Genomic DNA, 14648 nt, shown 5'->3' on the forward strand with positions numbered 1-14648 from the left:
CAGGTCAGCTTCAGCGATGTCTTGCCGATGTCCGATGCGGTCAAGCTGCCTTCGGTCCATGTCGGAGCCGTCGCGTCTTCGTTGGTGTCCGCAGACGTCTTCTCCGTTGCCGAAGGTCCGCTCGTGCTCCAATTGCCGGACGCATCTCCCGCTTCGACCTTGAACGTGTACGACGTGTTCGCCGTCAATCCGCTTACGTCATAGCTCGTACCCGTTACGGTCGCCAGCTCGACGTTATCTTTGTACACCTTGTACTGCGTGACGCCGACATTGTCCGAAGCCCCCGTCCAGGTCAGCTTCAGCGTTGTCTTGCCGATGTCCGATGCGGTCAAGCTGCCTTCGGTCCATGTCGGAGCCGTCGCGTCGGTTCCGCCGCTGCCTGCCGTGAAGCCCCAAATATCGGAACGGGTATAGCCGCTGAATGCATCCTCGGCTACGGCATACCATTGATAATAGTTCCCTTGCGTCAAGCCGCTCCACTTCGCCGACGCCGAAGAGCCGCTTGCTACGTTTTCCTGCTTGCCGATTAATTCGTCGGTGTACACTTTCACGCCGAAGTAATCCGTTGCGACCTGCTTATGCATCGGCTGCAGATCAACATCCAAGTCGAACTCGTCCTTGCCCGGATACGTGGTCGGATCATAGTAGTTGTAATCGTCCAGGTACGGCGAGTATGTCTTCACATGAATCTGGTTGTTCTTCGTGTCGAACTGGAGCAGACGGATGTATCCGAGCCCGCCTTTCTCCGCGCCTTGGTAGTCGGCCAGCAATTGATAGACCTTGCGATCCGGTAAGCCGTCTCCGTTGTCGTCGATCTCGTCTTCCAGTTTCTCGGCATCGTGGTAGTGTCCGCAAAGCACCGCGATGACGTTCTTGTTCGGCACGACGACGCGCTCGTGGATCTTCTCCGAGATCGGCGCGCGATTGTCGGATACGAGCAGATACTCATGGAAATCGAGAATCGCTTTGCGGTCCGGGTAGGCTTTCACCACGTCGTCCATCCATTGGATGTCTTGGTCGCGGATATCCCAACCCATATAAATGATGATGAAATCATTGCCGCCAGCCGATACCAGATCGTAATGGCCGCGGTTGTTCTCGTAGGAACCGCCGTAGGTCGGCTGCTTCTTGAAACGGTCCTCGCCAAAGTATTGATAGAATTTCGTGTAGTCGGCGAATTGATGGGATACGTCATGGTTGCCCGCAAGCACGCCGTAAGGCACGTTCGCATCCTCGAGGACCTTCATGTCCTTGTCGGCTTCTTGCCACTGGTATTCCTTGTCCGCCTCATCGACGATATCGCCTGTATGAATGACGTACTTGATGTTCATGTCGTCCTTGTGGTCGACGATCCACTGCACGTTGCCCTCGTAAATCTCCGGATAGCTCTCGGAGTAGTACTGGGTGTCGGACATCCACACGAAGCTGAAATCGTACGGATCATCCTTGACCGGCAGCTCATCCTGCACGATGACGTGAATCGTGCCGTCAACGGCAAAGTCGCCTGCTTTCACTTCCGCGGACAGGGAAAACTCATCGTTGCCCGCTACCTTCTCGTCAAGCTTCTTCCAATTGTTAGCTGTAGGGCTCCAAGCGTACAGGCTTACTTGACGGCCTTCAAGCGATTTGCCCTTCCAATCGATTTCCACGCTGTCATCGGCCATGACCGAAGAATCCAGGTTCACCTCGAAACGGTGATACGGGAATTTCTCGTCGGAATCGTTGCTCAGATACTGACCGTCCGCGGCGCTCACGAGGTTGTAATCCTCATCCGTGAACGCGACTTCTCCATCAGGCTTCAGCATCTTCGGCGGCTCGACGTCCGAGGCGTTCTTAAAGGCCGAGAAGCCGGTACGGTGATTGCTGTCGAATAAATAACCTTTGAAAAAATCGACGTTCATCGCATCGTCCGTCGGGTCTTGAACCTTGACGGATAAATCCGGAGCGGCGCCGGTCTGCTCGTTCGTCGGCGAGATCAGCTCGGGCTTGAGCGGGTTCTCGTCCGGCACGTCGAAGGTGACCGTCTTCTCCGTTACGTTGCCGACCGTATCCTCCGCCTTGATTACCAGCGTATGCGCGCCAGGGCTGAGCTTCGAGGAGGACGTCGCGTACGGCAGCGAGATTTCTTTGCCGTCCAGCGCGGCGGAAGATGTCTTCATGCCGGCTACGGCATCCGAGATTTCCGCATTGATCGTAATTTCGCCGCGGTAGGTTTGATCGTTCTCCATGTTCGGCACCACGACCGGGGCCGTATTATCGATCTTGATGTCGGCTTTCACTTGCTCGTGAGCGGCGTTCTCGACAGTTACGGTATGCGCGCCGTCCGCTAATTTGGTCGTATCCAAATCGTAAGCCTGCGATTTCAGATCGCTTGCCGCGATCGGAAGATTGAAATCAATGACCGGATTTTTTCCTGCGCTGTCGCCCATTGCAAGCACCGTCGCAGGATTCGCGTATTTCGGATCGTAAATGACGGTACCGTCGGCCAGTACGAGACGCACGTTTTTGACCGAGAAATCATCTTTATTTTCTTCGGGACGGTCGTCGAACGGCGAAGACTTCGTGCCCGCCCGGATCGAGATCACGTTAGCGCCTTCCTTCAAACGCTTCGCATCGATCGGCACGGAAAGGGTTTGGTAGGAATTGATCGGATCCATGAAGGTGTACAGAATTTCTTTGCCTATCGTTACGCCGTTCTTGAAGTAATAATTGACCGAATTCGCATCGAAGGCGAAGGAAGGATCCTTCTCGAGCGCATGGTACGTGCCATCTGTCTGCGGCGTTCCGTCCACGCTGAGCTGCAGCGTATCCGGTCCGGCTTGTTCCGCCGTTCCTTTGATGACCTTCGTGCCGCCGAAAATGTCGCCGTCCTTCACGTTCAGGCGAAGCTCGGAACGGTCCGGGCCTCCGGTAATCGCGACGGTGGTCGAATCCGTCTTCACGACGTGCGTGCCGTCGGACACTTGGAAATAGTATTGAATCGCCGTCTTCCCGATCAATTCCGGCGAATAGAGCTTGAAATGGTACAGCGCGTCGGTATCGCGATACAGGTAGCGGCTCGTATAACCAGCGTCCTTGTTCGTTTTATAGAACAGTTGGACGGTCTTGACGCTTAGTTCATCCTGCGCGTCTACCTCGATCGCCAGGTCCTTGGACTGGTCGAGGCTCGTCACGTCCGTCAAATCGTTCACTCTAGGCGCGGCTTGATCGTCCGCTGTCGTTACCGGTACCGCGGGAACTTGAGCATTCGCCACGCTGCCCGGCGTCGGGGTTTCCGTGCCGGCGCTCAGCTTGATCATCGTCGTGCTGCCGTTGGTCGGGTAGCCGTAAACGATAGGTTTGTCGGTCTTCGTTTCGTCTTTCAAGTCCCCGTTATAATAGGCTGCCGACAAATCGACATGCGTGTTGGTACCGATGACGACTCCCCGTTTACCCGAATTGGACATGCCGGCGGAATACATTTTGTAAATGTCCTGGTTCTCGACCAAATTAGTATGATAGAACTGGTTGAAATCCGCTACCGTGCTTGTCGTGTTCGTGCTGTTGATGATCCAGAACACGAGCGTCTTGCCGGGGTCGATCATCATGCTCTCGTTATCCGTCGGCCATACGATGTCGGCATCGGGACCGGAATCCGTGTAGCGGTAGTATATTTTGTAATCCTTTAAGTCGATCGTTTTGTCGGAGTTGTTGTAAAGTTCGATGTATTCATACGTATCGCCGCCGCCGGCGATAACGTTCGAACTGTTCGGCATAAGTTCGGTGACCAGAAGCGGCGGCACCTTCTGCGGATCGTAATCCGGCACGTTCACGTCGACGGTATAGGTATCCGTTTTGACCGTGTTTTTGGTGTCCTTCACTTCAATGTAATAGTCGAACTTCGCTTCCTTCAATTCGCCGCGCGGAATGTCCGCCAAGTACGTATGACCGGAAGTCACCGTCATCGGCATGGACGAGAACGTCGTCTGCGACTGCGTTTTATAATAAACCATCGCATTCACGGGATCAAAAATGCCGTTGTCGCTTTCTTTGTTCGTAATGTCCGCGGTTATCTGCAGGTTAACGTTCGTTTCTGCATGCGTGACCGGCGTATGGGTAATGACCGGTGCTTCGTTCGTGCCTTCTTCTGGGAGGGAAACGGGTTGCTTCGGCACTTGGGTCGGGCTGACCGTGCCCGGCGTTGCGGCGGCTGAGCCTGCCGAACCAAACAGCATAGCCGTCGTGCCGTCGTCCGGGTAATTGTACAAGATTGGCTTGTCTTTGACGTTGCTCACTTGGCCTTCATAGTGGGCGGATACGATTTCTTGGTTCGCGGCATTGCGGAACACGATGCTTCTCGCGCCGCCGTTCGCCATGCCGTCGTTCTCGATTTTAAACAGGTTCTCGCCAAGCTTCAGGTTTGTACCGAAGTGGTCGTTAAAATTCTGTTCGGTTAATGTTTTCGACCCGGCGTTGGCAATCCAAAGCACGACCGATTGCTGGGACGGAATGATAACGTCGCCTGTATCCCACTTCTTCTCCGTATTCGGTGTTTGATTCGTGTAGCGGTACATCAGCGGATAGTCTTTCAAATTAAGCGTACGATTGGAGTTGTTGTACACCTCAATGAACTCGTAAGCGTCGTAATCCTTGGCGTCTGCTCCTTTGACGTTCGCCGAATTGGGATTCAGCTCCGTGACGAGCAGTGCCGGCACGTAGTTGTAGTTCATGCTCGCGCGGACGTTCACCGTGTACACTTCCGTGTCCTTGGAACCCATGCCGTCGGTCGCCTCTATGTAATACTGCAGCTTGCTCTCGGTCAACTTTTCCTTCGGAATCGCCGCTTCGAACGCGAGCTCGTCCGACGTCGAGCGGTCCTCGTTCTTCGTCATCGGCAGCGCCGTATACGTCGTCTCCGAGTTCAGTTTGTAGTAGACCGTCGCGCCGACTTTCGCCGCATCGGCGCCGTTCGGGGAAATCTCCGTCATCAGCTCCAAGTCGCTGTCGTCGATCGCGTCCGTTACCGGCGTATGCGCGATCGTGATCGGCGTTTGCGGCAGCTGCGGTTCTTGATTGCCGTCGTCCGGGGTCTGCGTCGGTACGAGGACGCTTTCCGCCGTGCCCGGGGTAGCGGCGTGTACACCTGTCGCATACTCGCCATCCGTCACCATGGTCATCTTAGTGCTGCCGTCGGTTGGGTAAGCATAGAAGATGCCCTTGTCCTTCTGCGTCTGGTCGTCGTTCTGGTAAGAAGCCGAAACGATGACGTTGCCGCTCTTATCCTTGATGATCAGGTCACGGGGCTGGCTATTATGCATACCGTCACCTCCCGACAAGCGGAACAGATCGGTGCCTTCCTTGAGAGATGTACCATAATTCGTGTTGAACTGCTCAACAGTCATATCCGTATTTTTAGTATTCATAACCCAGAAGACGATAGATCCCTTTGCCGGGATAATCGGATTATCTAAGGAGTTCGCAAGCCCCCAAGTCGCATCGACATCCGCATTGCTACCATTCAAATAATGATAATCAATGCTGTAATTATCAAAAAAAGTAACAGGTACATTGGAATTGTTATAAACTTCAATAAATTCATAGGCATCCGTAGCTGGCGTTGCACCAGGAACGTTCGAACTATCCGGCACCAGCTCCGTAATCAACAGCTTCGGCACCTTCGTGAAATCAAACTCCCCGTCCGCTCTGGCGATTCCTGCGCCATAGGGGGTTGCGAGCCCTAACAATAGACTCGCGGTCGTCAACGCGCCGAGGACCGGCTTGCCAAACTTCTTCTTACTCAACAGACATACACGCCCCGTTCTCCATGTTGTACTTTTGTCGTTGCGACTAGCGAATAATGTAGAATATTGTCGCATAAACACATAATCACAATAGTAATCCGGTTTTGTATGCGGCAGATCATGCCCATGTATAGATGACGTAAACTCATGAACGAATGGCGTTTTCTATGTCAGTGACCTAGATCGAGAACGCTAAAATAGAAGAAGGCCAACCCCCTGCCGAATTTCGGCAAGACGTTAGCCTTCTGAACAAGTTCCTATTAATGAAGCTGTCGCATACGCAAATCAGACGTTGGCAACAGGACGCTGCGCCGCCGGATACTGGTAGACCATTAACGAGACGGCTCCAGCTCGATCCAAATCGCCGTCTTATCGTCGGACTTCTTGACGCGCGGGTAACGCGTGCAGTCCGGATCCGTCTCTTCCAGCTCCGTCAGCCACGCCATATAGCGCGGCAAGCCCATCTCCCTGACGAGCGACGCGATCTGGACGGCGCTGTCCCTATCGGATTCGCCCGGCGGCTTCGGCATGTAGAGCCCGTCCGAGAAAAGCAGCAGCGAGACCACGTTCGAAACGCTGATCCTGCCGTATTCCACGAAGTCCGCGCAGGCGTCATCGCCGTTCAATACGCCGTATCCCCCTGTCCGATTGGCAAGCGCCCGACCGGCGACGATCTGGCTCCTCGCATGCGCCCAAAGCTCCGCGGAGCTGGTCAAGCCGGCAGCGACGCCTTCCTGCCATGCCGCCTTCGTCCGGTCGTCCACATGCGCCAGTTGATCGTGCGTCGCGATGCGAATCGTGCCGTCGGCATAATAGACGGCCAGCATGCAATCGCCGAGCTGCGCGTATTCGATCCACTTCGAGCCGACGCGGACCAGCACCGCGCAGGCGCTCCACAGCGCTTCCGGGATATCCGGCGAGATGCCGGCCTCGCCCATCGCCGCGCGAAGCCGCGCGTTCGCTTGCGTCATGATCTCCGGCAAGCCCGTCCCGGCATGTCCTTCGCGGATGCAGGCGGCAGCGGCTTCTTGCGCCGCCAGATAGCCCCCCGTTTCCCCGCCCGGCCCGCGGTACGGCGCGAGCGACGTCGCCCCGTCAAGGACGCCGAATAACCCGAGACTTTCCTCGCAGACGACGGCGTCCTCGTTCCACGCGCCGACGCCTTGTTGCGTACGAACGTTGAGTTTCATGAATAGCGTTCCCTCCTGCCCACGCAGGTCGTTTCCAACCGCGTTCTCTGGTTCAAGCTTATGCCAGAACTCGGACAGAAGGCAACCCGCAATCGGCCGATCACTTGCAAATCAAATACCCCGGCAGCTCGCGCCGCCGGGGAATCTTGCAATCGCATGCCTGCATGCACGAGGCACCGAGCGTCGCGTCAGGAAACCTTCACGATCGTTCTGCCCCGCACGCCGCCCTTCAAAATAGCCGGCAGCGCCTCCGGCAGCTCGTCAAGCGCGACTTCGCCGGCCACCATGTCCTCGAGCCGTTCCGGCTTCCACTCCCCGCCGATGCGGGACCACAGCAGCGCGCGCAAGTGCGCGGGGCAGCTCACGGAGTCGATCCCCAGCAGATTGACGCCGCGCAAAATGAACGGGTACACCGTCGCCGGAAATTCCCCGCCGCCCGTCAAGCCGCTCAGCGCGACGGAACCGCCGTAGCGGACCGTGCTGAGCACGTACGGAAGCGAAGCGCCGCCTACGGGATCGATCGCCGCGGCCCATTGCTCCGAGCGCAGCGGCTTGCGGTCGCCTTCCGGCGGCATCAACGCTTCGCGGCCGATAATATGTCGCGCGCCGAGCCCGCGGAGATAGTCGTGCTCGGACGCCTTGCCCGTGCTGGCGGTAACCTCGTAGCCCGCGCGGGCGAGCATGGCCACGGCATGGCTCCCGACCCCGCCGGTCGCGCCGAGCACGAGCACCGGACCGGCAGCGTTCTTCAGTCCGTTCGCTTCGAGCCGCTGCATGGACAGCGCCGCCGTGAACCCCGCGGTGCCGGCGATCATCGCCTCGCGCAGCGTCAACCCCGGGGGCCGGGCTACGAGCCAATCGCCGGGAACCCGGGCGTATTCGCTGTAGCCGCCGAAGCGGGCGGTGCCGAGCTCGTAGCCGGTCGCGATGATCTCGTCACCCTCGCGCCAGCGCGCGTTCGACGAGGCGACGACGGTGCCGGCCAGATCGATGCCCGGTACGATCGGATAGGCGCGCACGACCCGTCCGCCCGGCGTTGCCGCCATCCCGTCCTTATAATTAATGCTCGAGTACGCGACGCGAATCGTAACGTCGCCCTCGGGCAAGTCCTCCATGCGCAGCTCGCGAATGCCGACATCGAACGCATCGCTTTGTTTATCGACCACGAGTGCCCGAAATGAATCCATGGTCATTCCCCTCTCACTAGAAGACTGGTTCCGCCTGTTGTCCGATTGCTTAACGACGAGCGGTCATGCCTTTAGCATACCGCTTCGCAGGCGCAATGCAAAATGCCGGACGACGCATGCGGCGGCATCGCGTGCAGAGGCATCGCGCACGGCGCATGGCGTCCGATGCACCGTCGTGCCTCTTGAGGCATGACGCAAATCGGCGCCGAAACGCCACCGGAAGCACCGGCCGCAGGGCGTGGATCGAGTTTGTTATCGATGCTCGGCAACTATGGAGTCGGCCGCATCGGCCCCTTTGTTTTTTTTCGCGACCGCGTCATGCAAGACGCAACCAAAACGAGGCTGCCCCAGCATCGTCATAGACGGTGCCGCAACAGCCTCGCTCCCTTTTCCGCTTCCTATCGCTTACGCCCAGCGGGAACCGCCGGGCTGCGGACAGCTCTTCGCCGCCAGCTTGGCGCGGACGCGAACGAAGCAGCCGCAGTGCGCGCAGGTCGTGCCGTACTGGAGCGACGGGCAGGTCCCGCACTCCGCCAGCCTGGCCGCGTACCGGTCATCGCCGACGCAGTCGTCCGCATGCAGCGAAAGCTTGGCCAGCACGCGTTCGATCTGGGCATCCGCGACATGCACGGACGCGCTGCACCCTTTGCAGGGATCGCCCTTCCCGGGATGAGCAGCCTGCATCCGCCCTTACCCGATGCGCAGGACGGCCACGGACGCGGCCGGCAGCGTCGCCTGAATCGTGCCGTCTTCCTGGCGCACCGCGCCGTCGAACGGCACCGTCCGTACCCGGTCCGGCTGATCGACCGTGTTGTGCGCGCTCAAGGCATCGCCTTGCAGCAGCGTGCCCCTGATCGGCGCCGCGTCCGCCGCCAAGCCGCGAAGCTCGAACGACAAGGTCGCTTCCTGGTCGTGGCTCAGATTGCAGAGACTGATATGGAGGCTGCCGTCCTTGGCCCGCGAGGCCGACACGCTCGTCTGCGGAATCGAGATGCCGTCGACCGTATACGGCGCCGCTTCGAAAGCCAGGTCCAGCAGCTCCGCGTCGTGATGCACCTTGAACATCTCGAACACGTGATACGTCGGCGTGAGCGTCATTTTGCCGCCTTCCGTCAGCACGACGGCCTGCAGCACGTTCACCGTCTGGGCGATGTTCGCCATCCGGACGCGGTCGCTGTGCTTGTGGAAGATATGCAGCGTCGCCGCGGCGACCAGCGCGTCGCGCATCGTGTTCTGCTGGAAGAGGAAGCCCGGGTTCGTACCCGGCTCGACGTCGTACCACGTGCCCCACTCGTCGACGATCAAGCTGATGCGTTTCGCGGGATCGTATTTGTCCATGATCGTCTTGTGCTTCGCGACGAGGTCGTCCATCACGAGCGCCTTGCGCAGCGTCTCGAACCAGACCTTCGCGTCGAAGTCCGTCGCCGAGCCCTTCGCCGACCATTCCAACGGGATCGTATAATAATGCAGCGTCAGCCCGTCCATATGCTTGGCGGCCTCGCGCATGAGCACCTCCGTCCAGTCGTAGTTAAAATCGCTCGCCCCGCAGGCGATCCGGAAAATCTTATTGTCGCCGTAGTTGCGGACATACGTCTGGTAGCGCCGGTATTCGTCGGCGTAATATTCCGGCCGCATGTTGCCGCCGCAGCCCCAGTTCTCGTTGCCGACGCCGAAATAGCTCACCTTCCACGGCTTCTCCCGCCCGCCGGCCGCGCGCAGGGCAGCCATGGGGGATTCCCCGTCGAACGTCATGTATTCGACCCATTCCTGCATCTCCTGAACCGTGCCGCTGCCGACGTTGCCGTTGATATACGGCTCGCAGCCGAGCAGCTCGCACAGCAGCAGGAACTCGTGCGTGCCGAAGTGATTGTTCTCGACGACGCCGCCCCAATGGGTGTTGATCATCCGCTTCCGCGTCTCGCGCGGCCCGATGCCGTCCTTCCAATGGTATTCGTCGGCGAAGCAGCCGCCCGGCCAGCGCAGCACGGGAATGTTCAGCCCTTGAAGCGCTTGCAGGACATCGTTGCGAATGCCTTGCGTGTTCGGAATGTCCGAATCTTCCCCGACCCAAATGCCTTCGTAGATGCAGCGTCCCAGATGCTCGGCGAAATGTCCGTAAATGTTGCGGTCGATGCGTCCGATCGAACGATCGGCGTTAATGACGGCGCGGTTAGCCATGCGTGCGGTCAACCTCCATTGAATTAATGTTTTTGTTAATCAATAAACATAATAACAACTCACTTTTCTATTAAACCCGATGACGGGCTATTTTTCAATGCCTCGCGCCCAATTTCTTCATCGTCGTCCGTTCGCGTTATCCCCCGGTACGATCCATGCGCCCGCCGACGCGCATTTCCCCATCCTTCTCCCGGCGCCGCGCCCGGGACGCAATACGATGGCCGCGTTCCGCGCGTCGTCCGCGGCACGAAAAAACGCCGCTCCAAGGAGCGGCGCCGCAGGTCCGGCCATGACGGCTGCCCGCCCGCGCGAACGGTTACAGCCGCAAATGCAGCTTTCGGGTATTCAGCAGCCCCTCGAGTCCCGTAGGATCCTGCTCGACCTTGAATTTGCTGAAGGCTTCCGCGGCTTCCGACGTGCGGACGCGCAGCGGCTTCGTCTCCAGCCGCAGCAGCTCCCAGACGACGTCGGCGACCGATTCGGCGGTTTGGGGAACGCTGTTGCGGGCTTGAAACGATTCGAGATAACGCGAAATCATCGGCTTGTATTCGTCGTCCAGGATTCCGCCCGTCTGCTGCACGTGCCCAAGCACCGTGTTCGTGAAATTCGTCGCGATGGCGCCGGGCTCGAGCAGCGTCAAGTCGATATTGAACGTCGGCTTGTAATAGGTCGCCAAGCTTTCGATCAACCCTTCCACCGCGAACTTGCTCGCGCAGTAGATCTCGTTGAACGGCTGCCCGACCAATCCGCCGACGCTGGAGGTCGCGATGATGTAACCCGGGTCGGCTTTGCGCAGCAGCGGCAAGGCGGCGCGGATCGCATGCATGACGCCGTAGACATTCGTATCGAACACGCGCTGGATGTCGGCGTTCTCCGCCTGTCCGAGCGCTCTGAGGTAGCCGAAGCCCGCATTGCAGAACAGGGCGTCGAGCACTCCATGCGTCTCTTCGATCTGCCGGAAAGCCGCCTCGAGCGAAGCTGGGTCGGTGACCTCCATCTCGATGAAACGCAGATTGGCCTTTCCTTCGTGCGCGGCTTGGTCCCGCTCCGCGTGCCGCGTGCCCGCGTACACGATCCAGCCGTTCTCCGCCAGCTTGAGCGCCGACGCCAGTCCGATGCCGGAGGAAGCTCCGGTGATCGCGATGATTTTGCTCATGTCATCTCTCTCCTTCTGATTGGTATACGCAGCATAATCGTTCCCTAAATCGGACGAACGGAGACCTGCGCGCGAACCCGTTATCTCGCGTCCGCAGAAGGGCCGCTTGCCTAAACCTGCGGCTGATGCATCGCCCGGTACGTCCCCGGCGCCATCCCCATATGCTTGCGGAACAGGCGGATGAAATAATTTCCGTTCGGCTGCCCGGTCTGCTCGCCTATCTCCTGGACGGACAGGTCCGTCGTCAGAAGCAGCGCGACCGCGCGGTTCATCTGCAGGTGATGCACGTACTGGAGAGGACTCATCCCGGTGTGCTTCTTCAGGCAGCGGGAGAGGTAATCGAAGTGGTAATGCAGCGCCCCCGCCATCGCCTCGGCGTCGAAGGGCTCCAGCAGATGCGTCTTCAGATACTGCGCGACGCGCTCCGAGATTTGGTACGACCGGCTGTTCAGGCTGCCGCTGATCGTCCCCTGCAGCCGCTCGAACAGCTCCCCGGTCAGCACGTTAAGCCGCAGCGAATTGCGCAGCGTCAGCGCCTCGTGAAGCTCCGCCATCTCGGCCAGCAGCGGAACGAGCAGCGCGGGCTCGATGCGGGCATGCTTCGGCAGGTACATGTATTGATCCACGGGCGTCAGGTCCTTGTCGGTCCGTTTGCCGAGCGGCGTCGACCACAGGATGTCTTCCTGCGCCTTCGCCGTCGGCGGATGCGGATGGCGGAAATGTACCCAATACAGCTCCGTCGGCTCCGTCACCGGACGATGCCCGAAATGCGTCTTGCCCGGCTCCAGGATGAGCAGATCGCCGCGCTCCAGCTCGTACGCCCGATCGTCCTCCGTCATGTAGAAACGCCCGGCCGTCACGTACAGCATATCGTACAGGCTGAACGAACGCTTGTAATGCTGCATGCCCTGCGGCCATAAGGCCTGCCCGATCATCAGCAGCTGGGGCAGCGGCGGTATGCGCAATTCCAGACAATCCATGCTCTTCCTCCTTCCGGTCGCGATCGCAGCCGATGCTGGTTTTCATCCTGTATTATACGCCATTGCCGTTCGTTCAACTAGTCGAAATCGTGCTTATTTGGGCAGAAAACGGCGCTGTTCCTCCGTCATGATATCCCTTACATTAGAGACGAGACCTTATCCAAGGCGGGAGGATGTTAACGATGCGTTTTCGTCAGGTTCATCTGGATTTCCATACGTCCGAAGCGATCGGCCGGATCGGCAGCCGGTTCGCGAAGGAGCAGTTCCAAGACATGCTCCGCAAAGGCCATGTCGATTCCATTACCGTGTTCTCCAAATGCCACCACGGCTGGGCGTACCACCCGTCCGAAGCGAACGAGATCCATCCCGGGCTGACGTTCGACCTGCTCGGCGGCATGATCGAAGCCGCGCACGAGATCGGCGTCAATACGCCCGTCTACCTCTCCGCGGGGCTCGACGAGAAGATTACCCGCCGCCGCCCGGAATGGCTGATCCGCGCCAAGAACGAAGCCACGACGTGGGCGAAGGACTTCATGACCCCGGGCTATCACCGGCTCTGCATGAACACGCCGTACCTCGACGTGCTGGTCGCGCAGATCGAAGAGGTCGTCCGGAATTACGACGTCGACGGGATCTTCCTCGACATCGTCGGCGTGGTTCCTTGCTACTGCCAAACGTGCGTAGCCTCCATTCGCGCCGAAGGCGGCGATCCCCGGGACGACGAGGCGATGCTCGCGCTGTGGGAGCGGACCTACGCGAACTATGCCGCGCGGACCAACGAAGCGGTGCACAAGCATAAGCCGGGACTGCCGGTCTTCCATAACGGCGGGCATATCCGCCGCGGCCGGCGCGACCTGGCGCATTACAACACGCATCTGGAGCTGGAATCGCTGCCGACGGGCGGCTGGGGCTACGATCATTTCCCGTTGTCGGCCCGCTACGCGCAGACGCTCGGGATGAACTACCTCGGCATGACGGGCAAGTTCCACACGTCGTGGGGCGAATTCGGCGGCTTCAAGCATCCGAACGCGCTGCGCTACGAGACGGCGCTCGGCATCGCGAACGGCGCGCGCTGCTCCATCGGCGACCAGCTGCATCCCGAGGGCCTGATGGACGAAGCGACGTATGCCCTGATCGGCGCGGCCTACGGCGAAGTGGCAGCGAAGGAGCCTTGGTGCCGCGGCGTCACGGCGGCGGCGGATATCGCCCTGCTGACGATCGAGGCGCTGCATCCCGGGCAGGACGAGGATCATGGCAACCTGCGGGGCAAATCCGATACCGGTGCCGTCCGCATGCTGCTCGAAGGCAAGTTTCTGTTCGACGTCGTCGACCTCGAAGCGGACTACGGCGCGTACAAAGTATTGATCTTGCCGGATCATGCGCCGATCGGCGCCAGCCTGCAGGCCAAGATCGACCGCTTCCTGGAGGGCGGCGGCAAGCTGCTCGCCTCCGGCGAATCCGGGCTCAAGGCGGACGGCGGCGGATTCGCTTGGAAGCTCGGCGCCTCGTTCGTCGGCCGGTCGCCGATCAAGCCGAGCTATTTCCGGCCGGACTTCCCCGTCGCCGGACTGCCCGCGGCCTCCTACGTCATGTATGCCGACGCTTACGAGATCGCGCTTGCGGACGGCGGCAAGCCGCTCGGTGCCCGGGAAGAATCGTACTTCAACCGCGACGCGTTCGCCTTCTGCTCGCACCAGCATACGCCGAGCACCGGACAAGCGGCCGGACCCGGCATGACGGAGGGCGAAGACGGCATCTACATCGCTTGGAACGTTTTCGAGGACTACGCGACCAAGGGCAGCCTGGCGCTGAAGGAAACCGTCGTCCACGCGCTGAACCGGCTGCTGCCGGAGAAGACGCTGACGACCTCGCTGCCGGCGAAGGGCATCGTCACGCTGCAGAAGCAGCCGGATCAGCACCGCTGGGTGCAGCATCTGCTGTACGCGGCCCCGGTCACGCGCGGCGAGAACATCCAGATCATCGAGGACTTGACGCCGATCTATGACACCGCCGTGAGCGTCCGCACGGATCGGCCCGTGCAGAGCGTCACGCTCGCGCCTTCGGGCGAAGCGCTGCCGTTCGAGCAAACGGACGGCGCGGTGCGCTACACCGTGCCGGAATTCACCTGCCACGCCATGGTCGTGCTGCAGTTCTGAACCTGAAGAGAGGCGCCCCGC

8 protein-coding genes are annotated in these 14648 nt (G+C 59.6%); 1 reads left to right on the plus strand and 7 read right to left on the minus strand.

Annotation, left to right across the window (positions count from 1 at the left end; genetic code table 11):
* From GT019_RS11270 to GT019_RS11300, 7 genes are all read right to left on the minus strand, one after another.
* Window positions 1-5297 (minus strand): lamin tail domain-containing protein (locus tag GT019_RS11270; protein WP_161743254.1); only part of this gene is annotated, 5297 nt, incomplete at its 3' end.
* An 815-nt stretch (window positions 5298-6112) separates the two neighbouring features.
* A complete protein-coding gene (locus tag GT019_RS11275; RefSeq protein ID WP_161743255.1) occupies window positions 6113-6970 on the minus strand; it encodes a protein phosphatase 2C domain-containing protein in 858 nt (285 codons plus the stop codon).
* Window positions 6971-7158: 188 nt separating this feature from the next.
* Window positions 7159-8157: an acrylyl-CoA reductase family protein gene (locus tag GT019_RS11280; RefSeq protein WP_201755350.1), complete on the minus strand. Its 999-nt coding sequence runs from the start codon at window positions 8155-8157 to the stop codon at window positions 7159-7161.
* Between the two features lie 405 nt (window positions 8158-8562).
* The gene (locus tag GT019_RS11285; RefSeq protein WP_161743257.1) at window positions 8563-8841 is read right to left on the minus strand and encodes a DUF6171 family protein; all 279 of its coding nucleotides are present in this window, start codon (window positions 8839-8841) and stop codon (window positions 8563-8565) included.
* 6 nt (window positions 8842-8847) lie between these two features.
* On the minus strand, window positions 8848-10335 hold the full coding sequence (locus GT019_RS11290) for an alpha-N-arabinofuranosidase (RefSeq protein ID WP_161743258.1): 1488 nt from the start codon (window positions 10333-10335) through the stop codon (window positions 8848-8850).
* A 316-nt stretch (window positions 10336-10651) separates the two neighbouring features.
* A complete protein-coding gene (locus GT019_RS11295; RefSeq protein WP_161743259.1) occupies window positions 10652-11491 on the minus strand; it encodes an SDR family oxidoreductase in 840 nt (279 codons plus the stop codon).
* 110 nt (window positions 11492-11601) lie between these two features.
* Window positions 11602-12471 (minus strand): helix-turn-helix transcriptional regulator, encoded by an 870-nt coding sequence (locus tag GT019_RS11300; RefSeq protein ID WP_161743260.1) that lies wholly within the window; start codon window positions 12469-12471, stop codon window positions 11602-11604.
* Between the two features lie 182 nt (window positions 12472-12653).
* Between GT019_RS11300 and GT019_RS11305 the strand changes: the two genes are divergently transcribed.
* Window positions 12654-14627: an alpha-amylase family protein gene (locus GT019_RS11305; RefSeq protein ID WP_161743261.1), complete on the plus strand. Its 1974-nt coding sequence runs from the start codon at window positions 12654-12656 to the stop codon at window positions 14625-14627.
* Window positions 14628-14648: the final 21 nt, after the last annotated feature.

The organism is Paenibacillus glycinis (assembly GCF_009909185.1).
Classification (GTDB): Bacteria; Bacillota; Bacilli; order Paenibacillales; family Paenibacillaceae; genus Paenibacillus_Z; species Paenibacillus_Z glycinis.

What these genes read in the sequence shown, in the direction of transcription:
- GT019_RS11275 (WP_161743255.1), bottom strand. Translation starts at nt 6,970, where the DNA reads ATGAAACTCAACGTTCGTACGCAACAAGGCGTCGGCGCGTGGAACGAG.
- GT019_RS11280 (WP_201755350.1), bottom strand. Translation starts at nt 8,157, where the DNA reads ATGGATTCATTTCGGGCACTCGTGGTCGATAAACAAAGCGATGCGTTC.
- GT019_RS11285 (WP_161743257.1), bottom strand. Translation starts at nt 8,841, where the DNA reads ATGCAGGCTGCTCATCCCGGGAAGGGCGATCCCTGCAAAGGGTGCAGC.
- GT019_RS11290 (WP_161743258.1), bottom strand. Translation starts at nt 10,335, where the DNA reads ATGGCTAACCGCGCCGTCATTAACGCCGATCGTTCGATCGGACGCATC.
- GT019_RS11295 (WP_161743259.1), bottom strand. Translation starts at nt 11,491, where the DNA reads ATGAGCAAAATCATCGCGATCACCGGAGCTTCCTCCGGCATCGGACTG.
- GT019_RS11300 (WP_161743260.1), bottom strand. Translation starts at nt 12,471, where the DNA reads ATGGATTGTCTGGAATTGCGCATACCGCCGCTGCCCCAGCTGCTGATG.
- GT019_RS11305 (WP_161743261.1), top strand. Translation starts at nt 12,654, where the DNA reads ATGCGTTTTCGTCAGGTTCATCTGGATTTCCATACGTCCGAAGCGATC.